Raw genomic sequence first — 22,679 nt, forward strand, 5'->3', positions numbered from 1 at the left:
GGGGGGGGGGGGGGGGCCCCCCCGGGGGGGGGGGGGGGGGGGGGGGGGGGGGGGGGGGGGGGGGGGGGGGGGGGGGGGCGGGGGGCCTGGGGGGGGGCCGCCCCCCCCCCGCGGCTGCCGGGTGGGGTGGGTCAGTTCCCGGGGTGCCGGGACAGGAAGTGCTGGCGGCTGTCGGCTCCGGGCGGGGGCGGGGTGCCGTGCACGTACGCCACGCCCGCGTCCCGCAGGGTGGTGTGTGCGTCGCGGCTCAGTGCCCGGCCGGCCTCCAGCCGGGCTTCGACGTCACCGGCGAACCGGCCGCCGTCGACCGGCCCGAGTTTGATCTCGCTCAGTTCGATCGCGGACCAGGAGACGTCCCGGGCCGCGTGGGTGAGGCCGGGGTCGTTGGTGAGGAGGACCAGGGCGTCCCGGGCGTTGGTCAGCTCGGAGCGGGCGCGGTAGAGGGCGGCTCGTTCGCTGCTCGTCTCGAACTCGGCATCGCGGAGGGCGGCGATGCGGAGCCAGAAGTGTTCCCGGTAGGCGATGGCGGCGGCGAGCAGTTCCCGGACGGCGGTGACGACGTCCTGGCGGTGCTGCCGGCGGTGTTCCTCGACGCGGTCGCGGCTGGCGGTGAGGTGTTGTATGCCGCCGCCCAGGGCGGCGCCGGCGAGTGCGCCCAGTACGGCGATGATGGTGGGCCACATGGTGTGGAGGGGCTCCCTTGTCAGGTGGTGGGGCGGGTGATGACGATGGCGGTGGCGTCGTCGCGGTAGCCCTGGGGGTCCGGCCGTGCGGCGGTGACGAGGGCCTGGGCGAGGGCCTGGGGGTCGTGCTGGTGCTCGCGCACGAGGTCCTCCAAGACCTCGTGCGGGACCTGGTCGTGAACGCCATCGCTGGTGAGCAGGACGAGGGGGTCCGTGACCTCGACCTCGCCAGGGACGGCGACGGTCACGGTGGCGAGGGTGGCGCGCACCCAGTCGCCATAGTGCTTGGTCACGTCGACCGGGGGCCCGTACTGCTCGGCCCAGCGGGCCATGGTCTGGTCGGTGGTGTGCTCGGTCAGGGTGCGACCGTTCCAGCCGTAGGCGCGGCAGTCGCCCACCCACACTATGCGGATGCCGGTGCTGTAGCTGCGGGCAACAACCCCGACCGCGTTGGCCTCGTCGCCGTCCGGGCCCGGATCAGCCACGAGAAGCCCCGCGCCGATGATGCCGGCGAGCGCGCTCTTGTGGGCGGCGTAGCGGGCGGCGACCTCGGCCAGGAGCGGGGTGGTGCGGCTGGTGTGGGGGCCGTGCCCGATGCCGTCGATGACGGCTGCGCCGAGGCTGCCGTCCGCCAGGACGTACACCCGGGCGGCGTCGGCATTGTCCTCGGCGGTGCCCTCGCGGGTGGCGATTCCGGTTCGAATGGTCATGGGCGGGTGGTTCCTTCGCTGGTGGCGGGCTGGGTGGGGACGATGACGGTGAGGTAGGCGCGGGTGGCGTCGCCGTGGCGGGATGGCCGGTAGGAGGCGGGGCCGCAGTGGGCGGTCTGCTGGAGCGCGTCGACCAGGCGCCGGACGGCGGTGTCGTCGCCGATGAGGCGCACCTCGACCGGGGCCGGGCCGTCGAGGGCGGGGCCGGGTGAGTCCCGGCGGGCCGGTAACTGGGGGCGGCGGGTGGGCTGTTGTGGCATTCGGTGAGTTTCCTTGTCTGCTGGGGCCGACACGCGGGTATCGGCGGGGTTGTCGGGTTGTTGTCAGGTGGTGGCGGGCTGGTGGGCGTCGAGGTGGGCGCGGGCGTGGTGGGCGTAGGCGGTGGTGGTGAGGTGGTGGCCGCACACGGTGCAGGTGATGCCGTCCCGGCCGTCGACGGCGACGAGGCCGAACGCCTGGCAGTGGGGGCAGGGGGCGGTCTGGGGGTGCGAGTGGGGTACGGCGTGGGTGAGGTCGTACAGCCGGTCGGTGAGGCGGTGGAGCTGGTGGTGGAGGTCGCCGACCGCGGGCAGGCCGGCCGCGTAGGGGAGGTAGGCGGTGAGCCAGGCGCACCAGCCGGTGACGGTGTAGCCGCTGCGGGGTACGGCGGCCTCGCAGGGCTGGGTGTGCTGGGTGCCGTGCCGGTCGCGTGAAGCCGAGGAGTAGGTGTAGGCGAGGTGCCCGGCCCATTCGTCCAGCAGGGCGAGGATGGGCACGGTGCCGTCGTCGTCGGGGCCGGCCGGGTCGACCCGGCCGGGTCCGAGGAGTGTGAGGACCCGCAGATCGACGGGGACGGGGGCGTGGGCGCGGCCGGTGCTGCCGATCCGGCCGCGCGCCGGGGACCCGGAGGCGGCCACGAACTCGGCCTCCAGGAGCCGGACCAGGCGCGGCAGTTCCGCCAGGTGCGCGCGCAGATCGGCCAGGTGCCCGGGGCAGATGTGGGTGCCGGGGGTGGTGGTGCGGTGACAGACGGCGCAGGCGGGCCCGGTCATCGTGCGTTCTGCTCGATCTGGTGGTGGGCGGTGGCCTGGGCGAGGTGGACCTGGTCGATGAAGTGCTCGGCGGCGGCCGCGCCTTCGTGGTGGTGGATCTGGGCGATGACGGCGCCGACGATGGCGGTGAATCCGCAGCGGGGGACGAGGGCGTTGATGTGGTCGGGCAGTGCGCCGGGCTGGCACGGGGTGCCGGTGAGGATGACGTCGACGGCGGTGTCGCCGTGTTCGCAGCGGGCGCCGGAGAGGGCGGTGCCGGCGGTGGACACGATGTAGTGGACGTCGTCGTGGTCGTGTTGCTGGGTTTCCATGATCAGTCTTTCCGGCCGGTGTGACCCGGCCGTGGCTACCGGATAGTAATGACAGGTGTCTCGCGCGTACGCGCGTGCCTGCGTTGCGCGCGTGTGTTCACAGGCGCGCGAGGGGCTACTCGTCGGGGTGGTGGGTGGTGGGGAGGGTGTTGAGCTGGTCGCGGAAGTCGGCGAGGGCGCGGCGGTGTTCGCGTCGGGTGTCGCGGGCCTCGATGAGGCGGGAGGCGGTGAGGTAGATGCCGATGGCGAGCACGGTGAAGAGGACGAGGACGACGGCGACGGTGGTGCCGCCGATGACGGCGACGGTGTAGGTGTGGGCGGGGGTCATCGGGCGGCCCGTCCTCGGCGGCGGTCGCGGGCGTCGCGGGCGGTCTCGTAGGTGAGGAGTGCGGCGCCGATGGTGCCGAGGGTGGCCCATGCGGTGTCGCCGCGGAGTGCGGCGAGTACGGCGGTGATGGCGCAGAGGAGGGCGAGTGCGCCGGCGCCGATGACGGTGCCGCGGCTGGGAACGGGCATGGTGTGGGGTGCCTTTCGGGTGTCGGGGGTGATCCGGTAGCCGCTGCTGAGGAGGTACATCTCGACGGTTTCGGCGGCGTCGGTGGTGTCGGGGGGCCGGCTGGGGTCGGTGGTGAGCCACCAGTCATCGAGGGCGGCGGCGATGATCTTTCGGGGGCCGGTGTGCGGGGGTGTGGTCATCGCTGGGGCCAGGTGGTGGGGCGTGCGCTGCGGCGGCCGCCGGTGGTGGGGCGGGCGGTACGCGGGGCGGGGGTGGGACAGGTGGCGATGTGCGGCCGGTGGAGTGCCTCGGCGGCCTCGGTGGTGGGGCGTTCGGTGGTGAGTTGCCGGGTGAGCCAGCGGCCGGTGTGGTCCTGGCGTACGGCCTGGTTGCCGCCCGGGTCGCGGTCGCGGTCGACGGCCAGGGGGACGCGGTTGGCGGCGGTGACGCACCAGATCACCGGGCAGTGGCATCTGGGGCAGTGGCCGGGGCCGTTGGGGGCGGCCGGGCGCGGTATCGGGTGGTACATCGCATCGGGTCCTTTCGGGTCGGTCAGGCGGTGGGGCGGCAGGTGGTGCACAGGCCGGTGGTGAGGGGGTGGCGGCTGGGTCTGCGGCAGTCGCCGCACTCGTGCCAGCCGGGGCGGGTCGCGGCTGGGGGCGGGTGCACGGTGGCGATCTCGGCGCATGCTTTGCAGGGCTGGCCGGTATGGGCGAGGAACCCCCAGTGGCAGCCGGGCATCCCGCACTTGCTGCGGACGGGGAGGACGGCGCCGAGGAGCCAGCGGCCGGGGTCGTAGATGTCCTCGGCGGGGGTCCAGCGACGCAGCCGGGTGATCTGGTCGCGGATGTCCTGGGCCCAGATCCCGGCGTCCAGCTGCGCGCCGATCTCCCGTGCGATCCGGCGGACCACGAACGGCCGCACGCCGGGCAGGAGGTCGGCCACGGGTTCCAGGACGCGCCAGACGCGGGGGCTGAGCGTCAGGGGCGGCCCGGTGTACGGGGCCGGTCCGGGGCGGGCCGGGCGCAGGGCGGCCGGGACCACCCCCGGCGGGCAGCCGACCACCCCACCGTTACCGGCGGTATCCACAGGATCCGGCCCGTACTCACGGTCATCTCGCCTACGGCGGAAGGAACCACCGGCCGGTGTTTCCCTTCCCCGGTCGTTCAGTTGGTGGTCTTCCTTATACGCGGGGGATCCGTCACCAAGATCGGGACCCGATCCGTCATCAGGACCGGGTGTCGCCCCGGGGCCCTCGGCGGGACGGACCGGGTCGTCGTGCACGGTGACCAGGTGGCGGCCGCGGTACCCGGCGCGGCGCTCCAGGGTGATCCAGCCCAGCGCGTCCAGCTCGGCCAGGAGGCGCGAGACCGTGGCGTCGGCAAGGGGCTGCCCGGCCCGCTTCCCGGTGCGGTGGCGCAGCACCCAGGCCATCTCGGCGAGGGTCAGCTGCCGCTTCTCGACGGTCTGGGTGTAGCGCGCCAGGAGGTAGAGGCGGTGGAGGGTGCCGCGCAGGGTGTCCGCGGCCCGTACGGGGGCCGACACGTACCGCTCGCCGGGGCCGAGGTCGCGGGTCCACCGCTCGGCGGTCTGCCCGGTCCCGGTGACCTGGTGGGTCCGCCGGCGGGTGAACAGCTCCGTCACCCCGTCGGCGGCCGGGCTGCCGAGGCGGCGCGCGCCGCGCTCCACGGTCGACTTCGACACACCCAGCCACGCGGCGACCTTGTCCACCGCGGCGGTCGCCCGCCTGCCCCGGGACAGCGCCTTGTACTTGACGTAGACGCGGGTGTCGGAGTCCTCGTAGCCGTCGGCCCACACGATCCGCATGGGGACGGTGCTCCACTGCCCGCGCCCAGCACCACCGGCCCCGCCACCGTGGTGGTGGCGGGGCTCGGCGGCGGGCGCGGGCTGGCGGGGCATGTCAGACGGCGTCCGGCTGGGGCGCGGGCGGGATGGTCAGGGTGACGGGGCGGCCCATGTGCCGCGGCTGCCAGGTGTTCTCGGCGGGGCGGTGGATCAGCCCGGCCCGCTCCAGCTGCCACAGGTTCAGCCCGAGGTGCTTGTGGGGCACCCCGAGCCGGTCGGCCAGACGGCGGGCGTCGGTGGTACCGGCGGCCAGGCGGCCGGAGTCCCCGGCGAGGTGGGCCAGGCCCCAGGCCAGCAGGCGGGCGGAGGAGTGCGGCAGCGGCGTGGCTATCAGGGCCTGTTCCCAGCGGTGCCGGTCGTAGCCGGCCGGGACCGGGGCCGGAGCGGGGGCCTGCGCGGGGGCGCGCCGGGGCGCGGCCGCCATGTCACGGGGGGTCGGGGTGGGCATGAGCGCTCCTCACTGGACGGGGCCCGGACAGGTCCGGGCATGGATGTCGGCGATGCGGGCGGTGAACTCACGGACGTGGAAGGTGCCGTGGGCCTCCAGTTCGCAGCCGTGACGGCACGTGAACCGCGCCTCCGGGGTGTGGCCCCGGCGGTCTCCGAGGTCGACCCACAGACCGTGCAGACCGGCGTCCAGTCGGACGGCGGGGGTGGGCCGCCCGCCCCCTGGGGGTGGCGGAGCGGGCGGCCCGGTCATCACGCGCCGCCCGTGGCCGGGGCGGGCGTGGTGCGGGAGGCACGGTGCGGCAGCGGCCGCAGCACCATGCCCGTGACGACGAACGGCACACCGGGCCCGATGTCCCCGGCGGCCAGGGCGTGGCGGTACCGGTCGGCCACCGCGCCGATCACCTGCTGCGCGATCTCGTCCGGCGTCCGGCCGGTCTGCGCCAGCACCGCCAGGTCGCGGTCGACCGGCCGGAGCCGGACCAGTCCGGCCCCGGCCGGCGGCGCGGGTTCGGCCGGGTCACCGGGGCTGGCCTGCGGCGCAGAATCCGCCACCGGCCGATCGGCCGGAGACCGGCCGGGCACCGGGAGGCCGAGGACCTCCAGGTCCCGGGTCACCGTGTCGCGGGAGATCTCCAGCCGCTCGGCCATCTGCCGCAGGCTCAGGTCCGGCTCGGCCGCCCGCAGATCGGCCACCTCACGGCGGCGGTGCGCACGCGCCGACTCCGGACTCACCAGCCACCGCCGTCCGGCTCGTCGTCCGGCTCGCCGGGCTCGTCCTGGAAGGGACCGGCCAGGTCCTCCCGGTCATCGAAGTCGTCCCCGTCGTCGTGGGGGTGCGCCAGGGGCTGGCGGGCGTGCCACGCGGCGAGCGCGACCGACCGGCGGACCGCATCCAGCCACAGCTGCGTGCCGCGCTGATCGGCCCGCGTGTGTGCCTCGACGGCGAAGCCGAGGACCTCGTGAGCGCTGCGGGCGTGGAGCCGGAGCTGCGGCAACGGGGCGGGGAGGTCCCGCGGGTGCGGGGTGTAGGTCCATGCCTCGATCCGGTACTGCCTGCGGGGCGTGTCGTAGAGGCCGGAGTCGCGGAGCTGGACCGCGTGCGCGAGGCTGCATGCCGGGGTGCGGCCGAACACCTGCTCCTCCTGCCCGGCCGTGATGTACACGGCGTCGGGCGTGCAGTGGTGGGCCTCACCCGGCGCGTGCGGGCAGACCGCACCCCGCGCGGTGGCCTCGTGCACGTGCACGTCCGCCATCGCGAACCGGACCACCCGGAACGCCGTCGGCTTGCCGCAGCCCTGCACCCAGCAGCGCCCGTTCCGGGCGTACGCGTTGTAGAGGCACTCCTCGCAGATGCAGCCGCCGCCGCAGTTGCAGCCGAGGGACTCCCCGTCATCGTCCTCACCCGCGCAGCCGCAGTACTCGTCCGGGTCCCCGTCGTCCCCGCCCGTGTCGCCGTCGTCGCGGCCGGGCGGCAGGCTGCCGGGCGCCCAGGCCCGCAGCAGGATCCGGGTGGCGGCCTCGGTCTCCTCCGCCGTCGGCGCACGCAAGACGCCCGGCCCGGCGGCAGCGGCCGGGGGCGGGGGCGTCTCCGCCCCGGGGAAGAGCGCGGTGTCGAGGACCTCGGCGATCTGGGGCAGGGTGGCCGTCCACTCGGTCTGCGCACCGGTGTACGTCAGGACCGCCTGCCGGAGTTCGTGCCCGACCACGGGCCGGGTCAGCCGGGGCCGGGTCAGGGCATCGGTGATGATCTTCAGTCGCTGCTCGCGAAGCATGGAAATCTCCTCGTTGGTGCCCGGCCGGGCGGACGGACGTCGGCACGGCCGCCCGGCCGGAGATCAGAAGTAGGGGTGCAGGTCAGTCGGGCGGTGCGAGGTCGTAGCGCGCGAGTTCCCACGCGGTGCGCACCGGCACGTACAGCCGGTCCCGCACCCGGTGCGCGCGGCGGGTCACACGGTCCGCGGCGCGCATGGCGGGGCGGGTCCCGGCGGCCAGGATCACGGCCCACCCCCCGGCCACCGCCACGGACAGGACGAGGAGCCAGAGCACCGCGCTCACCACTCCACCTCCCGCTCCTCGTGCACGCCGAGCGCCGCGTCCAGGCGTCCGGCGTGCTCCCACCGGCCCTGTACCGGGACCACCCACGGGCTGGAGAGGCAGTGGCGGACGTAGTGGGCGGCGGCGTCCGCGATCAGCTCCGGCGCGGCCAGCTCGGGCACGTCGAGGAGCACCTCGTCACCGTGCCGGTCGTGTGCCGACCACGCGGACAGCGGCGCCCAGGCGAGCGTCAGCCCGTCGCGGCGTACGGGCTCGGCCAGCGCGGGGTGGCCCGGCGGCCACGCCAGCCGCAGGTACAGCTCGGCCCGGCCGCTGTACTCCTCACGGACGCCCGCCTCGACGGCGCCCGGAACCAGGCCCCGGGCCAGGACCGCGTTGTGCACGGCATCCGCGTAGGGCAGGTGCGGCAGCGTCAGGGCCCAGGTGGCATCGCCCACGGACAGCTGGTCGCCGTCCTGGGTGCTCTTCCCGGACCTTGCCCCCGCCGCGCCGCTCTCCTCGATGGCGGTCACGCGGCATCACTCCCTGCCGCGCGCTCGGCGAGGCGCGCGCCGACCCACCGCGCGGCCGCCCGCACCGTGCGCAGCGGCGGGTCCCCGGCGGTGTAGCCGTCGTTACGGTGCGCGTACTTGACGGGCTGGCCCGCCCCGTACGGGCCGTCCGGGGAGGGCACGGCGAGCGCGGCCCAGATGACGCCCTTGCGCCTGCCCGTGCTCTGCATGATCTGCCCGACCACCGAGTCCTGAGTGACGGCCTTGACGCCGGTGCGGGTGACGACGAAGTCGTGCGGCTCCGCATCCAGACCGCGGCCGTAGGGGAGCCACGGCGCGGCGGGCCACAGCAGCAGCCCGGCCGCCTGACGCGGCGCCATCCCGTACCCCAGCCACCAGGTGCTGGTGTCCGAGACCCCGGTGTCCTCGGTCTTCTCACCGGTCACCACCTGGGCGGCGCCGCAGGACCGGCACACGATCCGCACCGTCACCTGCTCGAAGTCACCGCCGTGGCCGCAGAACTCGTCCTTGCACTTGTGGTGCGCGGGCTCCTGGCCGTAGTGGTGCTGGGCGCTGTAGCGGGTCTCCTCCCCGGTGCGTACGGCGACCTCCCAGGACGGGCGCCTGCACTCGTCCATGTGCCGGGGCTCGTCCCAGCCGAGGTAGGTGTCGAGAACGCTCTTCACCAGGCACCGCCCACACGCTCGTCCGTGGCCACGGCCTCGGCCTGGTCGTCGTCGGCGAGCTGCTCACCGGCACGGTCCAGGGCGGCGGTGACGCAGCCGGGCGTGCAGTACCACCGGGGCACATCGCCGACGCCGGCGACCTCCACGCGGGTCCAGCCGAGCATGGCCGGGTCCGACGCGTCGCAGTCGTCGGGCGTCCCGCACCCGTCCGTCTCACACGGGCTGGTGGCGGCGGGCGGGGGGATCAGCAGCGCGGCCAGGGCCGCGCGGTCCTCGCCCCGCTCGATGGCGAGGACGGCGGGCTGTCCGTACGACGAGGTGCACCGTACGGCCACGGCGGTGCCCGGGATGTAGTCGATGGCCCCGGTCCAGTGCAGGGTCATCGGGATGCGGTCGCGCGGCGAGACGGTGTCGCCGAGGACCGCGGTCGCGACCTCGGCGGCCGTCAGCCAGTGCGCGGCGGGGCGGCCCTCGATCAGCCGCATCACGCGGTCCCGCTGGCGGCGTATGTCTGTGATCTCCGCTCGCGACTCGGCGCGGGTCTGCTCGCGGACGGCGGCCACGGCGGCCTCCACGCGGGAAGGCTGGAAGAGCAGCCCCGCCAGCTCCTCGGCGGCGGCCAGCTCGGTGCCCGTTGTGATGCCCTCAGCGGTCATCGTCGCGTCGATGACCGCAGCCGCCGCCTGCTCTGTCGTCACCGCCGACCCCATCGGGGCGGGAGTCGCGAGGCGGAAGGTGTCGAACATCGCAGCCGTCAGCAGGAGGACGGGCGGAGCCTCGGGGGGTAGTGCCCCGGGCGGGTTCTGAGAAGATTCACCCATGGTGATCCACTCCTTGGGCTTGGGGTTTGAGGGGTGGTGATCCGAAGGGGCCGTTGCCTGGGTGGAGCCGGGCGCGGCCCCGGCCGTCAGGCGCTCCGGCGCTGCGTGGTCTCCGAGAGCGGCCGAACAGCGGTCATGTCGCTGATCTCGCGGATGTCGCGGCCCGTGAATGTGATGCGGTTGCCGCCGTCGTTGAAAGGGATCTCGCGGGCGTATGCCTTCCGGCGAAGCTGGAGGGCGGACCAGGGCAGGTACCCGGCGGCCTCGGCCGGCGTGTAGTGGAAGACCTCGCCCTCTGGGGTTCCCGGGTACGGCGTGGCCCGCTGTACCCGCTCGGTCGTCGTCTTGGGGGGCACGGGTTCTCCTCGGGAGATGTCATCGGCGGGCACGTGGAGTGCATCCGCCAGCCGACGGAGCAGCGCCTCGCCTGGCTCGCCAACCTCCCCCCGTTCGATGCGGGAGATCTGGCTAGCCGTGGTGTCCGCGAGGCGGGCAAGCTCGCGCAGGCTCAGAGACTGAGCCTGTCGGAGCGCCCGGATGGCTGTTCCGTTCGGTCTCACGCTCAGAGAGTAGGCATCTCTTGCGCACCGATGCAAGACGGATGGGCTACTTGTGCGCTCAGTTACTGAACCTGAAGTGTGCTTTCTGGTGATCACTCACGGGTACTTCTGCCTCCTGATGTGCAACGCATGCGCCCCCGATGCGCTGGTCATGGGCACTTGCTGTTGCGTGAACGTGCGGCATGATGGAGGCCATGGCCAGAGATTGGACGCGGCTCGGCGAGAAGCTGAAAGCAGGACGCATTGCGCGCGGCATGGAGCAGCAAGAAGTCGCGTCGGCGATCGGCGTCAAGCGGGGCGCCATCAGGAACATCGAGATCGGCGATGTCGCGAAGGTGACCCCCACGATCAGGCAGTACGGGCTGCTGATCGGATGGGCTGACGGGGCTATTGAGGAGGTGCTCGACGGCGGCGAGCCGACCCTCGGCGCTGCGCCTCCCGCCGCGCCCGAGGTCGCCTCCAGTGGCCTGTCCGATCTTTCCCTGGAGGTGCAGGAGTCGCTACGCCGTGGCCCGCTCCTCAAGGCGATGGTGGAAGAGGTGGCTACTCCCACAGGCCGAGTGCGCGCGACCATCGTCATCCGCGGTGTCGACGGCCAGTCGCCAGAACAGTTGCTGGAGTCGCTGCGCTCCCTGGACATCGCAATCTCGGCAGAACCTGATGCCCACTCAGTAGACAATTCTGACTGACTTTTCCCTACCGTCTGCCATCAGTGATGAACATGTGGTCATATTTGACCACCGGATGAGGGGGCCACCGAATTCGGTGGAGGGATGACGTATGTCGCCGCACATACGGCCCTGCGCTCTACGCGTGTCAGGAGTGCCAACTGTCGTCGCCATGTGGGTCGACCACGAACGCGACGAGCGCGTGCTCTGCCTGAACGCTGACCTGTTCACCAAGGAACAGGAGCAAGCGATCACGGGCACTTTAAGACGCGGTGGCTACACCGCGCGCGAGCTGATCCATGCCCTTGTCTCGACACCGAGAGGGTGAGTCGTGTGGCTTACGCAGAGAAGAGAACGGGCCGGGGTGGCAAGGTCTACTACCGGGCATGTTTTCAGCGCCCAGACCGCGTGGCACAGGGGGTCGTCGTGGACGAGGACGGCCGAGCCGTCCGCTTCCCAACCAAGACCACAGCGCAGAAGGCCGCCGAGAAGGCCGAGTCAGACGCCTTCGCGGAAGCCAAGAAGGGCCGATGGGTACCACCTGAAGAAGCAGCCGCCGCCGCTCGGGTCACCTTCGGCGAGTTCGCCACGAAGTGGCTCGCCGAGCAGGTTCTCGCCGACTCGACGATGCAGAACTATCCGCGCAGCCTCGCACATCTCTTGCCGACGTTCGGGGACAAGGCGATCCGTGAGATCACCCCACCCAAGGTGAACGCATGGGAGAAGGAGAAGCGTGAGACGTCCGCGCCGAGCAGCGTTCGGACGTACCGCTCACTCTTGCATCTCATTCTTGCCGACGCGGTCGACGCCGGCCACGCTGACAAGAACGCTGCCGAACGCCGCCGAGGCCGTGGCCGACGTCATGGTCGGAGCCGGAGCCGCGGCCCCGAGAAAAAGATCACCACGATGCTCGGCTCCCTCCTGATTGCGGAACGCTCGTCGCTTCTGTCCGGCCGCGACGACGAGTTCGTGGCCCACATCCACAAGACCTACACCGGCCAGCGCTGGGGCGAACTGGTCGGGCTGGAGACCCAGTACGCCCGGCCCGAGGCACGCTCCTTCCGGATCGAGTGGCAGCTCTACGAACTGGACAGTGGGGAGTTGGTGCGCTGCCCGCCAAAGGACGACAGCTACCGCACCATAGATTCGCCGCCCTTCCTCTCGCGCCTCGTCGGTGGCCACGTTGCACGGACCAAACCCGAGCCCTGCCCCTGTCACGGCCTCACGTACGTGTACAGCGGCAGGGGCGTGGGCGGTGCCCGCCAGCAGGGGCCGACCCTTCGTCAGGTCGCCGAGGTGGCCGGCGTCTCCACCGGCACGGTCTCCAACGTTCTGAACCGACCTGACAAGGTGGCGGCGAAGACCCGGGACCGAGTGGAAAAAGCCATCGCCGACCTCGGATTCGTCCGGCAGGTCGGGCCGTCCCGCGAGGCAGCGCACTGGCGGCGCAGCGGACACGCAACATGGGTCTTCACCCCGGCCGCCAGCGGCTGGTACCCGAAGAAGGCGCCTCAGGAGGCGCATCCTGTCCCTGTGTCGGGCGGATTCCCCGGCGTTCCGGTGCGAAGCCGGGGGGCCTCCACCCGCGCAGAGGCGTGCTGGCTGCCCATCAAGGACCGGCTGACTCGCCACGGGCTACGGCACGGCCATCGCACGCTGATGGAGGAACTCGGCACGCCGAAGGTCCTGATGGACGAACGGATGGGGCACGAGGACAGCTCGGTCAGCGCCCGCTACACGCACGTCACGGACTCGATGCGGGCGACGCTCATGGATCAGTTGACGGAGGTCTGGTACGAGGCGCTGGACGCCCGCTTAGCGTTGCAGCCACAGTCCCCAGTCCCGGTGCTCGACCGGCTGTTGCAGGAGCGTCTCACGTCGCGATAGCCGACGGTCAAGATCACACCCAGCTCACACCCAGAATGCCCCAGGACTGCAATCAGGGCCGGTCTCCGATGAAGGAAACCGGCCCTGACCTGGTACTTCTCTGTCGGGGTGGCGGGATTTGAACCCACGACCTCTTCGTCCCGAACGAAGCGCGCTGCCAAGCTGCGCTACACCCCGATGTCCCCACTCGCCGTGGCGACGTCGATTACTTTAGCCCACCGGTGGCTAGAGACGAAATCCGGTTTTGGTCCGGTGACGTACCGGGTTCGGGCGGATGTGGTCCACGACGACCAGCACCACCGCGGCGGCATACAGCCCCAGCCCCAGCAGCAGCGCGTTGGCCAGGACCCCCCGGTATCCGTGCTGGTCGACGTCGAGGAACGGGTAGAGGTACCGGCCCGCCGCCCCCGGCAGTATCAGCTCACCTCGCCCCAGGGAAAAGGCCAGGTAGGCGACCGGATAGAGGAGCCACGGCGCGGCCTGCCGGAGGCGGAGGCGGCCCGGCGTCGTGAACAGGAGCCAGTCCAGCACCGCCGCGGCCGGCGTGACCGTGTGCAGCAGGATGTTCGCCGCCGTGGCCCAGCCCGTCGCCTGCGGCTGTCCCGCCGCCCCGGACGTCGCGGTCATCGCGAACGGGCTCGCTTCGTTCGCCAGCAGCAGGTGGTAGACGAGCGAGGTCGTGACGATATAGAGGAGCGCCGCCCCCGACACCCCGCCCGAGAGCGGGCGACGGGCGGTCCAGGCGCGTCGGGCCGACGCCAGCATGACCAGCGCGAGCAGCACGTTCGCCTGGACGGTGAAGTAGCTCAGCACCCGGAGCGGGTTGCCGAGGAGCAGGTAGACGGCGACGCCGGTGGCCGCGGTCAGCGCGATCAGTACGCGGAGGACGGCGGCCAGCGGTCGGCGCACCGGCGTCACCACGGCGGCGGCCGGAACGGCGGACGGGAACAGTGCGGGCATACCCGGGACCGCGGGGAGGTCGGGTATGTCCCGGGGTATAGGGGCGGTCATGCCCTCAGGCTAGGCAAAAGGGGCATATGGGGCGATGTGGGTGGGCTGTGCGGGGTAACGGGTCCCCGAGCGCCGCGCCCCCACCCCCGAGCCGCCGTCCCTGGTCCGCCAATCCCTACCCCCCTACTCCCGCCCCACCAACGTCAGCAACGAAGCCTCCGGCGGACAAGCGAACCGCACCGGCGTGTACCGATTCGTCCCGCACCCCGCCGACACATGCATATACGCCGTCCGCCCCTCCGCCGTATGCGTGGACAGCCCCTTCACCCGCTCCGTGTCCAGATCGCAGTTCGTGACGAACGCCCCGTAGAACGGCAGACACAGCTGCCCTCCATGAGTGTGACCGGCGAGGATCAGCGGGTAACCGTCCGCCGTGAAGGCGTCCAGGCTGCGCAGATACGGTGCGTGCACCACGCCGATCGCGAGATCACCCGCTCCCGACGGACCGCCCGCCACCTGCTCGTACCGGTCCCGCTTGATGTGCGGGTCGTCCACGCCCGTCAGCTCCACCGACACCCCCGCCGCCTTCAGCACGCCCCGCGTGTTCGTCAGGTTCAGCCAGCCGGCCTCGTCGAAACCGTCGCGCAGCTTCTGCCACGGGTTGTGGATCGCCCCTACGGCCGGGGCATTGCCGTTCAGCCCATAGCGGCCCTGCGCCTTCTCGAAAAGATAGCGGGCCGGGTTGCGCAGCTTGGGGCCGTAGTAGTCGTTGGAGCCGAAGACATACGCCCCCGGGAACTCCAGCAGCGGGCCCAGCGCGTCCAGGACCTCCGGGACCCCCTCCGGGTCGGACAGGTTGTCCCCCGTGTTGATCACGAAGTCCGGCCGCAGCCCGGCCAGCGCCCGCAGCCACCGCTGCTTCTTGCGCTGCCCGCTCACCATGTGAATGTCGGAGACATGCAGCACGCGCAGCGGACGCATCCCCGTGGGCAGCACCGGGATCGTCACCCGCCGGAGGCGGAAGGAGCGGGCCTCGAAGCCCGCCGCGTAGAGCAGTCCGGCGGCACTCGCCGCCGTGATTCCCAGGGGTACACCGTATCGAGCGCGCATACGACCATCGTGTCAGAACCGTCCGGTACGCCACCCCCCCCACCCGAGCCCCACCCGAACCCGGCCCGGCAGCCGCCCGGCACTCGCCTCGCACCCGCCCCTCCCGGCGGACACACCCACCCCCGCCTCCCGCCACCCCCGCGCCCCCACCCCCGAAATCCCCGGCACCCCTCCCCCCGCACCTGCGACAATCAAGTCATGACCACGCTCAAGTCGAAGCTTCAGGATGACCTCAACGCCGCGATCAGGGAGCGGGACGAGCTGCGCTCCTCGACGCTGCGGCTGACGCTCACCGCGATCACCAAGGAGGAGGTCGCGGGCACGACGAAGCGCGAGCTGTCCGACGACGAGGTCCTCAAGGTGATCACCCGTGAGGCGAAGAAGCGCCGCGAGGCCGCCGACGCCTTCGCCAAGGGTGGCCGTGCCCAGCAGGCCGAGCGGGAGACGGCGGAGGGCGAGGTGCTCGTCGGCTATCTGCCCAAGCAGCTCTCCGACGATGAGCTGGAGCAGATCGTCGTCCAGGCCGTGGCGGAGGCGAAGGCGGCCGGTGCAGAGGGGCCGCGGGCCATGGGTGCGGTCATGAAGATCGTGAACCCCAAGGTCGCCGGTCTGGCGGAGGGTGGCCGGGTCGCCGCCGCGGTAAAGAAGCACCTCGCGAGCTGACCCCGGTCAGCGGCCCCGCCCGCACGGATCGCACGACCATTCGCCCGCACGACTCCCGCCCGCACAGGCCACACGATCACCCCCCGCCGACAAGCAAACGGCGGGGGCGCCCCCCAGAGTGAGGAGCGCCCCCGCCACCAGAACGACTACCGACCACCGGCAAGGTCCCGGCTCCCTACATCAGCACACCACCCACCGGCACCGCCCCCGGTACCACCCACCGGCACCGACCCCGATACCGCCCCCGACCCCGACCCCCTACGGCCAACTCCCCCCATCCCCCCCGTTCCCACTCCCATTCCCATTCATCCCGCCATTCTCATTCCCCTCGATCCACCCCTCGGGAATCGAGAACGTCGGCGTGGGAACGGTCCCGCCGGTCCCGCCGTTCGTGCTGATCCCGCCATCAGCCGTCCCGCCCGTGGCCAGGCCGCCGATCAGCCCGCCGATGTTCGACTGGTCGCCATCCCCGTCACCGTTGTCCCCGTCGTCGTTCCCGCCTCCGTCATTGCCGCCGTTCCCCTCGCCGTCGCCGGGCTCTCGCTCGGGGCGGTCGGGGATGTTGACGAGGTTGAAGTCGGGGGCCGGCTTGTCGGCGAGGGCGCCGGACATCATGTCGCGCCAGATGGGTCCGGGGACCTGTCCACCGAAGACCTTGTCGTGCCAGACGCCGCCGATGGTGATGTCGGACATCTGCCGGTCGTGGGCCGGGTCGCCGACCCAGACCGCGCCCGCCATGTTGGGGGTGTAGCCGACGAACCAGGCGGCGTACCGCTCGTCCGTCGTACCCGTCTTACCGGCGCTCGGGCGACCGCCCAGACCGGCCTGCGCGCCCGTGCCGTCCTCGACCACACCGCGCAGCAGGGTGTTGATGGTGTCGGCGGTGGTCTCGGACATCGCGCGCGAGCACGTCGACTTCGGGACGGCCAGGGACTTGGACTGCTCACCGATCCGCTGGCTGATCGACTCGATGGCGACCGGCGTGCAGTACATCCCGCGCGAGGCGAAGGCGGCGTACCCGGCGGCCATGGTCAGCGGCGAGACCTCCTGGCTGCCCAGGGCGATGGCCGGACCCTGGTCGAGCGCCTCGCCGTCGGCCCGCTCGACACCCATCTTCCCGGCCATCTGGACCACCGGGCAGGTGCCGATCTCGCTGATCATCTGTACGTAGTAGGTGTTGACCGACTTCGCGGTCGCCTCCTTCATGTCGTACGGGCCGACCTCCGACTCGTTCTCATTGGCGAGCTCGATGCCCTCTTCGTCCCAGACCTTCCCGTCGCACTGCTGCACCGGCGTCGGGTAGTCCATCTCGTACGGCGACGAGTACACCTTCGTGGCCGGCATCCCGCCCTCTATGGCCGCCGCCGCCACGATCGGCTTGAACGTCGAACCGGGCTGGTAGCCCGCGCCGCCGCCCATCGACTGGTCGACCGAGAGATTGATCTGCGTCTCGTTCTTCCCGAAGCCGTACGGCCGGGACTGGCCCATCGCCAGGATCTTGCCGGTACCCGGCTCGACGATGGTCGCGGCCGTCGCCACCTCGTCGTTCTGGTACACGTGGTCCTTGATCGACTCCTGGACCGACTCCTGCGCGGTCGGGTCGAGCGTCGTACGGATGGTCAGACCGCCCTGGTTCCAGACCTTCGCCCGCTCCTCCTGCGTCTTGCCGAAGGCCGGGTCGCTGAGGAAGACCGCGCGGACGTAGTCACAGAAGAAGCCCGCGCCCTGGACAGCGGTGATGCAGCCGTTCTTGGGCTGGCTGACCTTCAGGCCGAGCGGGGTCTTCTGGGCCTCCGCCGCCTCCGCCGGGGTGATGTCGCCGACCTCGGCCATCCGCTGGAGCACGGTGTTGCGGCGCTTGGTGGCCTCCGCCTCGTCGTTGACCGGGTCGTACCGGCTGGGCGACTGGACGATTCCGGCCAGCAGGGCCGATTCCTGGAGGTTCAGATCCTTGGCGGACTTGGAGAAGTAGCGCTGGGCCGCGGCCTCGACGCCGTACGCCTGCTGGCCGAAGAAGGTGATGTTGAGGTAGTTCTCCAGGATCTTCTTCTTGCCGAGCTCCTCCTCGACCTGGATCGCGTACTTCAGCTCCTTGATCTTGCGGCCGAGGGTCTGCTGGGTGGCCTGGGCGACCTTCGTCGGGTCGTCGCCGGCCTCCTCCACGAAGACGTTCTTCACATACTGCTGCGTGAGCGTGGAGGCGCCCTCGGCGACACCGCCGCTCTGCGCGTTTCTGTTCAGGGCGCGCAGCACGCCCTTGAGGTCGACCGCGCCGTGCTGGTAGAAGCGCGCGTCCTCGATGGCGACGATCGCCTTCTGCATGTACGGCGAGATGCTCTTGAGGTCGACCACGGTGCGGTCGCGTGAGTACACCGTGGCGATCTGGCCGCCGTCGGCGTCGAGGATGGTGGTGCGCTGGCTCAGCGGCGGGGTCTTCAGATTGGCGGGAAGCTCGTCGAAGCTCTCCACCGAACCCTTCGCCGCGAGTCCGAGGGCACCGACGGCGGGCAGCGCGATCCCGGCCATGACGGCACCTGCGAGCACACTGACACCGAGGAACTTGGCGGCCTGCTGCGTCGGGGACAGACCACCGCCCGAGCGGTTCTTTGGCATGGGGGCAGCCTACGTTCTCATTCGCCGGACACGCGTATATGCCTTGGCCTAAGCTGCTCTCAACTGTCACAGCAGCAGGGCTACGTATCAATACGTCCGGCGACCCCGAATCGTTCCGGAGGTTCCCCGGCTTTCTCGATTCTTTCGACTCTTCCGATGAACTGTCGGTGCGCTGTCGATGTGCTGTCCATGACCTATCGATGGCCTATCGATAGGCATCGGTGGAGATCGACGGAGACCGGCGGAGATCGACGGGGATGTCGACGGGGTTGTCGATGAGGGTGTGTCCGAAACCGCCCTGAGTGTCAGATGGAGTCCGTTGTGACTCGACAGAAATGCCCCGGTTCGCCGGGATGGTCACGCATGTCGCCAGCTCACTCCCCCGGGTGATCTGCCGCTTACGCATAGTCCGTTCGGGCCATTCAAGATTGGGCCCGAAGGGGGTGTTGCGCTGTGCCCACCTTCCGTAACGTCCTCAACTGGCGGCGGTGAATATGCCGCTGCCGCCGTGGGGGAGCCTCGATTCGGGAGAGGACGGCGCCGGTATGGGCTGGGTAACCGACTGGAGTGCGCAGGCGGCCTGCCGCACTACCGATCCGGATGAATTGTTCGTTCAGGGAGCAGCGCAGAACAGGGCCAAGGCGGTGTGCACCGGCTGCCCGGTGCGCACGGAGTGCCTGGCCGACGCGCTGGACAACCGCGTGGAGTTCGGCGTGTGGGGAGGAATGACCGAGCGGGAGCGCCGCGCACTGCTGCGCAGGCGACCCACCGTCACCTCCTGGCGCCGGCTCCTGGAGACCGCGCGCACGGAGTACGAACGGGGGGTCGGGCTGGTACCGCTCGACGACGACGAGATCTACGAGAACTACGCGGCGGTGGGCTGACCGCCCGCCCCGCGCGAGGTGTCGTCCGGGCTGACGCCCAGGTCCGCCGGTCTCCGGGCTGATGCCCGAGTGCGCCGGTCACCGGGGTGGCGCCAAGTCCGCCGGGTTGCCGGTGCGGTGCGAGTCCGTCGGTCCGAGTGTTCGCCGGGATCGTGGAGCAGCGCGCGGTCGCGGAACCGCTGGTCCGTCGCCGTAGGCCGGGCCGTTCCCCGTGTTCGTACATTCGCACGTCGGGCGTGCGTGCGTTTTCGCGCCCATCACCCGGCCTTCATGGCCACAACCGGCCTTCATGGCCAGGCGGGTGACAACCAGGTGATTTTCCTCACTCGCCCTCAGGTCTCTCCGTGCGCCCGGCGTTGGCCGCCAGCCGGTTGCCGATGTCCCGCAGCCCCGTGAGGTCGTGCACATCCCCGGGCAGCGCGGCCACCTCGGCCACCGCGACCTCCGGATGGCGCGCGGTGAAGCGGTCGCGGGTACGCCGCTCGCGGGCGAGCAGATGCATCCGCTCGGCGTGCAGCCGCAGCAGACCCGCCGTGAGCAGCTCGACCGCGCGCGCGGAATCGCCGTCCCCAGGGTCTCCTGAGTGGTCTTCCAGGTCCTCCGGGTCTCCCGGGGCATCCCCTACGGCGTCCGGGGCCCCAGGGGTGTCCTGGGGCGCCCCAAGGCCGGGTTCCGGTACGTCGTCCGAGGTCACCGGGGGGGCCGGCGGGGCGGGGGAGCCTGCGTCGGGTGCGGCGGTCTCGGGGTCGTCCGGGGCTGAACTGCCGTGGGTTTCGGGAGAGTTACGAAGTCCAGCTTTCCCGCCCCCCTGATCCACAATGCGGGAGTCCTCAAGATTTTCCGCGGCGGCCAGCGCCCGCTCGGCCGACAGCCCGGCCGCGTCGCTGCCGTGCACCCGGTTCAGCACCAGCCCCGCCAGCGGCATGTCCTCCGCCGCCAGCCGCTCCACGAAGTACGCCGCCTCCCGCAGCGCGTCCCGCTCCGGCGCCGCCACCACCAGGAACGCCGTACCGGGCGCCTGGAGCAGCTTGTAGGTGGCGTCCGCGCGGGTGCGGAAACCGCCGAACATCGAGTCCATCGCCGCCACGAAGGTCTGGACGTCCTTCAGCAGCTGACCGCCCAGCACCTTGCCCAGGGCGCCGGTCATCATCGACATCCCGACGTTCAGGAACTTCATCCCGGCCCGCCCGCCGACCTTCGCCGGGGCCAGCAGGACCCGGATCAGCTTGCCGTCCAGGAACGAGCCGAGGCGCTTGGGCGCGTCCAGGAAGTCCAGCGCGGAGCGCGAGGGCGGGGTGTCGACCACGATCAGGTCCCACTCGTCCCGCGCGCGCAGCTGCCCCAGCTTCTCCATCGCCATGTACTCCTGCGTGCCGGCGAAGCCCGCGGAGAGCGACTGGTAGAAGGGGTTCGACAGGATCGCCTGCGCCCGCGCGGGATCCGCGTGCGCCTCGACGATCTCGTCGAACGTGCGCTTCATGTCCAGCATCATCGCGTGCAGCTCGCCGTCGCCGTCGACGCCCTTGACCCGGCGCGGGGTGTTGTCCAGCGAGTCGATGCCCATGGACTGGGCGAGGCGGCGGGCCGGGTCGATGGTGAGCACGACCACCTTCCGGCCGCGCTCGGCGGCACGCAGGCCCAGTGCCGCCGCCGTGGTCGTCTTGCCGACGCCGCCCGCGCCGCAGCACACCACGATCCGGGTGCCGGGGTCGTCCAGCAGCGGGTCGATGCCGAGCACGCGCGCGGGCGCCAGCCGGCGGGCGCCGTCGTCCTGCCCGGATGAGTCCGGGTCCACCGTCATGAGATCCCCTGCTTCCGCAGCTCGGAGGCGAGTTCGTACAGGCCCGCCAGGTCCATGCCCTCGGCGAGCAGCGGCAATTCGTGCAGCGGCAGGTCCAGCCCGGCCAGTACGGCCCGCTGCTCGTGCTCCAGCGCGTACCGCTCGGCGTACTCCTCGGCCTGGGTCAGCAGCGGGTCCACCAGCCGCTCCGCGTGCTGCCCGCGCCGCGCGCCGCCCAGCCCCGCCGCCGACAGCGCCCGCGCGACGTCCGCCCGCTCCGTGCTCCGTACGAGGTCCAGGGCGGCCTCGTCGAGCAGCTCGGGCCGGACCATGTTGACGATGATCCGGCCGACCGGGAGCCGTGCGGTACGCAGTTCGGCGATGCCGTCGGCGGTCTCCTGGACCGGCATCTCCTCCAGCAGGGTCACCAGGTGCACGGCCGTCTCCGGCGACTTCAGCACCCGCATCACGGCCTGCGCCTGGTTGTGTATCGGGCCGATCTTCGCCAGCCCGGCCACCTCGTCGTTGACGTTCAGAAAGCGGGTGACGCGGCCGGTGGGCGGGGCGTCCATGACCACGTAGTCATAGACGAACCGGCCGCTTCTGTCCTTGCGGCGGACCGCCTCGCACGCCTTGCCGGTCAGCAGCACGTCCCGCACGCCCGGGGCGACCGTGGTGGCGAAGTCGATCGCGCCGAGCTTGCGCAGGGCGCGGCCCGCGCTGCCCATCTTGTAGAACATCTGGAGGTAGTCCAGAAGGGCCAGTTCGGGATCGATGGCCAGCGCGTACACCTCGCCGCCGCCCCGGGCGACGGCGATCTTGCGTTCCTCGTAGGGCAACGCCTCCGTCTCGAAGAGCTGGGCGATGCCCTGCCGGCCCTCGACCTCGACGAGGAGGGTCCGCTTCCCCTCCGTCGCGAGGGCGAGGGCGAGTGCGGCGGCGACCGTCGTCTTTCCGGTCCCGCCCTTGCCGCTGACGACCTGGAGCCTGCTCACATCTTCGAGCGTAACCAGTCCGCGCCCGGAGCGATCGGGAGGCTCGGGAGGCTGTGGACAACCCGGGCCTGTGGATAAGCGTTGGCCCAGGATCCGGGGCGTGCCGGGGAGCCGGGGAGCCGGGGAGCCGGGCGGAAGGGTCCTTCCCGGCGGCCGACGGTGGATCCCTCCGGCTCGGCGGCCCGTCCTCGCGGCTTGGTGGCGCGTCCCTCCTGCTCGGTGGCCCGTCCCGGCGGCTCGGCGGTGTGTCCCTCCTGCTCGGTGGCCGTCCCGGCGGCTTGGTGGCCTGTTCCAGCGGCTACAGTCGCCCCCATGACCAAGTGGGAATACGCAACCGTGCCGCTGCTCGTCCACGCCACGAAGCAGATCCTGGACACCTGGGGCGAGGACGGCTGGGAGCTGGTGCAGGTCGTGCCCGGCCCCAACCCCGAGCAGCTGGTGGCCTACCTGAAGCGCGAGAAGCAGGCGTGAGCGCGGTCGAGGCCCGCCTCGCCGAGCTGGGCCTGACCCTGCCCCAGGTGGTCCCGCCGCTGGCCGCCTACCAGCCGGCCGTGCGGACCGGGCCGTACGTCCACACCGCCGGGCAGCTGCCCATGGTGGACGGCAAGCTGCCGGTCACCGGCAAGGTGGGCGCCGAGGTCACCCCGGAGGAGGCCAGGGAGCTGGCCGCGACCTGCGCGCTGAACGCCCTCGCGGCGGTCAAGTCCGTCGCCGGGGACCTGGACCGGATCGCGCGCGTGGTGAAGGTCGTCGGCTTCGTCGCCTCGGCGTCCGACTTCACCGGCCAGCCCGCCGTCCTCAACGGCGCGAGCGAGCTGCTCGGCGCGGTGCTCGGCGACAAGGGCGTGCACGCACGCAGCGCGGTCGGGGTGGCGGTGCTGCCGCTGGACGCCCCGGTCGAGGTGGAGCTGCTGGTCGAGCTGACCGCCGACTGAGCGGTCCGCACCCCGCTCACCTGCACGGACCCG

At 71.7% G+C, this 22,679-nt stretch carries 29 protein-coding genes, 1 tRNA gene and 1 pseudogene; 7 read left to right on the forward strand and 24 right to left on the reverse strand.

What is annotated here, in order from left to right:
• Positions 1-131: 131 nt before the first annotated feature.
• From ABZX40_RS36435 to ABZX40_RS36520, 18 genes are all read right to left on the reverse strand, one after another.
• Complete coding sequence (locus ABZX40_RS36435; protein WP_355736162.1) at positions 132-683, reverse strand: hypothetical protein; 552 nt, start codon at positions 681-683, stop codon at positions 132-134.
• A 20-nt stretch (positions 684-703) separates the two neighbouring features.
• Positions 704-1,393 (reverse strand): hypothetical protein, encoded by a 690-nt coding sequence (locus ABZX40_RS36440; protein ID WP_355736164.1) that lies wholly within the window; start codon positions 1,391-1,393, stop codon positions 704-706.
• Positions 1,390-1,653: a hypothetical protein gene (locus tag ABZX40_RS36445; protein ID WP_355736167.1), complete on the reverse strand. Its 264-nt coding sequence runs from the start codon at positions 1,651-1,653 to the stop codon at positions 1,390-1,392. Before ABZX40_RS36445 ends, ABZX40_RS36440 begins: the two co-directional genes overlap by 4 nt.
• Positions 1,654-1,716: 63 nt before the next feature.
• The gene (locus ABZX40_RS36450) at positions 1,717-2,424 is read right to left on the reverse strand and encodes a hypothetical protein (protein ID WP_355736170.1); all 708 of its coding nucleotides are present in this window, start codon (positions 2,422-2,424) and stop codon (positions 1,717-1,719) included.
• Entirely contained in the window at positions 2,421-2,735 is a 315-nt protein-coding gene (locus ABZX40_RS36455) for a hypothetical protein (protein ID WP_355736172.1), read from the reverse strand. Before ABZX40_RS36455 ends, ABZX40_RS36450 begins: the two co-directional genes overlap by 4 nt.
• Positions 2,736-2,850: 115 nt before the next feature.
• Positions 2,851-3,063 carry a hypothetical protein gene (locus ABZX40_RS36460; RefSeq protein WP_355736175.1) on the reverse strand — a complete coding sequence of 71 codons (213 nt, stop codon included), beginning with the start codon at positions 3,061-3,063 and terminating at the stop codon, positions 2,851-2,853.
• A complete protein-coding gene (locus ABZX40_RS36465) occupies positions 3,060-3,431 on the reverse strand; it encodes a hypothetical protein (RefSeq protein ID WP_355736178.1) in 372 nt (123 codons plus the stop codon). Before ABZX40_RS36465 ends, ABZX40_RS36460 begins: the two co-directional genes overlap by 4 nt.
• A complete protein-coding gene (locus ABZX40_RS36470) occupies positions 3,428-3,760 on the reverse strand; it encodes a hypothetical protein (RefSeq protein ID WP_355736181.1) in 333 nt (110 codons plus the stop codon). Before ABZX40_RS36470 ends, ABZX40_RS36465 begins: the two co-directional genes overlap by 4 nt.
• Before the next feature lie 23 nt (positions 3,761-3,783).
• Entirely contained in the window at positions 3,784-5,151 is a 1,368-nt protein-coding gene (locus ABZX40_RS36475; protein WP_355736183.1) for a hypothetical protein, read from the reverse strand.
• A gap of 1 nt (position 5,152) precedes the next feature.
• Positions 5,153-5,545 (reverse strand): hypothetical protein, encoded by a 393-nt coding sequence (locus tag ABZX40_RS36480; RefSeq protein WP_355736186.1) that lies wholly within the window; start codon positions 5,543-5,545, stop codon positions 5,153-5,155.
• A 9-nt stretch (positions 5,546-5,554) separates the two neighbouring features.
• Positions 5,555-5,797, reverse strand: a complete 243-nt coding sequence (locus tag ABZX40_RS36485; RefSeq protein WP_355736188.1) for a hypothetical protein — start codon at positions 5,795-5,797, stop codon at positions 5,555-5,557.
• A complete protein-coding gene (locus ABZX40_RS36490) occupies positions 5,797-6,279 on the reverse strand; it encodes a helix-turn-helix domain-containing protein (RefSeq protein WP_355736190.1) in 483 nt (160 codons plus the stop codon). The genes ABZX40_RS36485 and ABZX40_RS36490 overlap by 1 nt, the downstream gene beginning before the upstream one ends.
• Positions 6,276-7,319, reverse strand: coding sequence for a hypothetical protein (locus ABZX40_RS36495; protein WP_355736193.1), 1,044 nt, complete (start codon positions 7,317-7,319; stop codon positions 6,276-6,278). The genes ABZX40_RS36490 and ABZX40_RS36495 overlap by 4 nt, the downstream gene beginning before the upstream one ends.
• An 82-nt stretch (positions 7,320-7,401) precedes the next feature.
• Positions 7,402-7,602 (reverse strand): hypothetical protein, encoded by a 201-nt coding sequence (locus ABZX40_RS36500; protein WP_355736196.1) that lies wholly within the window; start codon positions 7,600-7,602, stop codon positions 7,402-7,404.
• Positions 7,599-8,114, reverse strand: a complete 516-nt coding sequence (locus ABZX40_RS36505; protein ID WP_355736198.1) for a hypothetical protein — start codon at positions 8,112-8,114, stop codon at positions 7,599-7,601. Before ABZX40_RS36505 ends, ABZX40_RS36500 begins: the two co-directional genes overlap by 4 nt.
• The gene (locus ABZX40_RS36510) at positions 8,111-8,779 is read right to left on the reverse strand and encodes a hypothetical protein (protein ID WP_355736201.1); all 669 of its coding nucleotides are present in this window, start codon (positions 8,777-8,779) and stop codon (positions 8,111-8,113) included. Before ABZX40_RS36510 ends, ABZX40_RS36505 begins: the two co-directional genes overlap by 4 nt.
• Entirely contained in the window at positions 8,776-9,600 is an 825-nt protein-coding gene (locus tag ABZX40_RS36515) for a hypothetical protein (RefSeq protein WP_355736203.1), read from the reverse strand. Before ABZX40_RS36515 ends, ABZX40_RS36510 begins: the two co-directional genes overlap by 4 nt.
• An 86-nt stretch (positions 9,601-9,686) precedes the next feature.
• Positions 9,687-10,160 (reverse strand): helix-turn-helix transcriptional regulator, encoded by a 474-nt coding sequence (locus ABZX40_RS36520; RefSeq protein WP_355736206.1) that lies wholly within the window; start codon positions 10,158-10,160, stop codon positions 9,687-9,689.
• 182 nt (positions 10,161-10,342) lie between these two features.
• On the opposite strand from ABZX40_RS36520, the gene ABZX40_RS36525 reads away from it, so the two are divergent.
• The 3 genes and pseudogenes from ABZX40_RS36525 to ABZX40_RS36535 all read left to right on the forward strand — a co-directional run.
• Positions 10,343-10,849, forward strand: a complete 507-nt coding sequence (locus tag ABZX40_RS36525; protein WP_355736208.1) for a helix-turn-helix transcriptional regulator — start codon at positions 10,343-10,345, stop codon at positions 10,847-10,849.
• Between the two features lie 151 nt (positions 10,850-11,000).
• Positions 11,001-11,156 carry a hypothetical protein gene (locus ABZX40_RS36530; RefSeq protein ID WP_355736211.1) on the forward strand — a complete coding sequence of 52 codons (156 nt, stop codon included), beginning with the start codon at positions 11,001-11,003 and terminating at the stop codon, positions 11,154-11,156.
• A 95-nt stretch (positions 11,157-11,251) separates the two neighbouring features.
• Positions 11,252-12,715, forward strand: a pseudogene (locus tag ABZX40_RS36535) (LacI family DNA-binding transcriptional regulator); the annotation flags it as partial.
• A 103-nt stretch (positions 12,716-12,818) separates the two neighbouring features.
• Here the strand turns inward: ABZX40_RS36535 and ABZX40_RS36540 are convergent.
• From ABZX40_RS36540 to ABZX40_RS36550, 3 genes are all read right to left on the reverse strand, one after another.
• Positions 12,819-12,892, reverse strand: a tRNA-Pro gene (locus tag ABZX40_RS36540).
• A 48-nt stretch (positions 12,893-12,940) separates the two neighbouring features.
• Positions 12,941-13,726, reverse strand: a complete 786-nt coding sequence (locus ABZX40_RS36545; protein WP_355736213.1) for a Pr6Pr family membrane protein — start codon at positions 13,724-13,726, stop codon at positions 12,941-12,943.
• Positions 13,727-13,849: 123 nt separating this feature from the next.
• Entirely contained in the window at positions 13,850-14,776 is a 927-nt protein-coding gene (locus ABZX40_RS36550) for a metallophosphoesterase (RefSeq protein ID WP_355736216.1), read from the reverse strand.
• A 198-nt stretch (positions 14,777-14,974) separates the two neighbouring features.
• On the opposite strand from ABZX40_RS36550, the gene ABZX40_RS36555 reads away from it, so the two are divergent.
• Positions 14,975-15,439 (forward strand): GatB/YqeY domain-containing protein, encoded by a 465-nt coding sequence (locus ABZX40_RS36555; protein ID WP_355736218.1) that lies wholly within the window; start codon positions 14,975-14,977, stop codon positions 15,437-15,439.
• A gap of 258 nt (positions 15,440-15,697) precedes the next feature.
• Here ABZX40_RS36555 and ABZX40_RS36560 read toward each other — a convergent pair whose 3' ends face one another.
• Positions 15,698-18,052, reverse strand: a complete 2,355-nt coding sequence (locus ABZX40_RS36560; RefSeq protein WP_355736221.1) for a transglycosylase domain-containing protein — start codon at positions 18,050-18,052, stop codon at positions 15,698-15,700.
• Positions 18,053-18,597: 545 nt separating this feature from the next.
• Between ABZX40_RS36560 and wblA the strand changes: the two genes are divergently transcribed.
• Entirely contained in the window at positions 18,598-18,936 is a 339-nt protein-coding gene (gene wblA / locus ABZX40_RS36565; RefSeq protein WP_355736327.1) for a transcriptional regulator WblA, read from the forward strand.
• A gap of 322 nt (positions 18,937-19,258) precedes the next feature.
• Here the strand turns inward: wblA and ABZX40_RS36570 are convergent, their stop codons facing one another.
• Both ABZX40_RS36570 and ABZX40_RS36575 read right to left on the reverse strand, forming a co-directional pair.
• Complete coding sequence (locus ABZX40_RS36570; protein ID WP_355736224.1) at positions 19,259-20,737, reverse strand: ArsA family ATPase; 1,479 nt, start codon at positions 20,735-20,737, stop codon at positions 19,259-19,261.
• Entirely contained in the window at positions 20,734-21,711 is a 978-nt protein-coding gene (locus ABZX40_RS36575) for an ArsA-related P-loop ATPase (protein ID WP_355736226.1), read from the reverse strand. Before ABZX40_RS36575 ends, ABZX40_RS36570 begins: the two co-directional genes overlap by 4 nt.
• A gap of 312 nt (positions 21,712-22,023) precedes the next feature.
• On the opposite strand from ABZX40_RS36575, the gene ABZX40_RS36580 reads away from it, so the two are divergent.
• Positions 22,024-22,182, forward strand: a complete 159-nt coding sequence (locus ABZX40_RS36580; protein ID WP_009189813.1) for a DUF4177 domain-containing protein — start codon at positions 22,024-22,026, stop codon at positions 22,180-22,182.
• Positions 22,179-22,646 carry a RidA family protein gene (locus ABZX40_RS36585; protein WP_355736229.1) on the forward strand — a complete coding sequence of 156 codons (468 nt, stop codon included), beginning with the start codon at positions 22,179-22,181 and terminating at the stop codon, positions 22,644-22,646. The genes ABZX40_RS36580 and ABZX40_RS36585 overlap by 4 nt, the downstream gene beginning before the upstream one ends.
• Positions 22,647-22,679 lie beyond the last annotated feature (33 nt).

The sequence above is a fragment of the Streptomyces sp. NPDC004610 genome, from assembly GCF_040609715.1.
Taxonomy (GTDB): Bacteria; Actinomycetota; Actinomycetes; order Streptomycetales; family Streptomycetaceae; genus Streptomyces.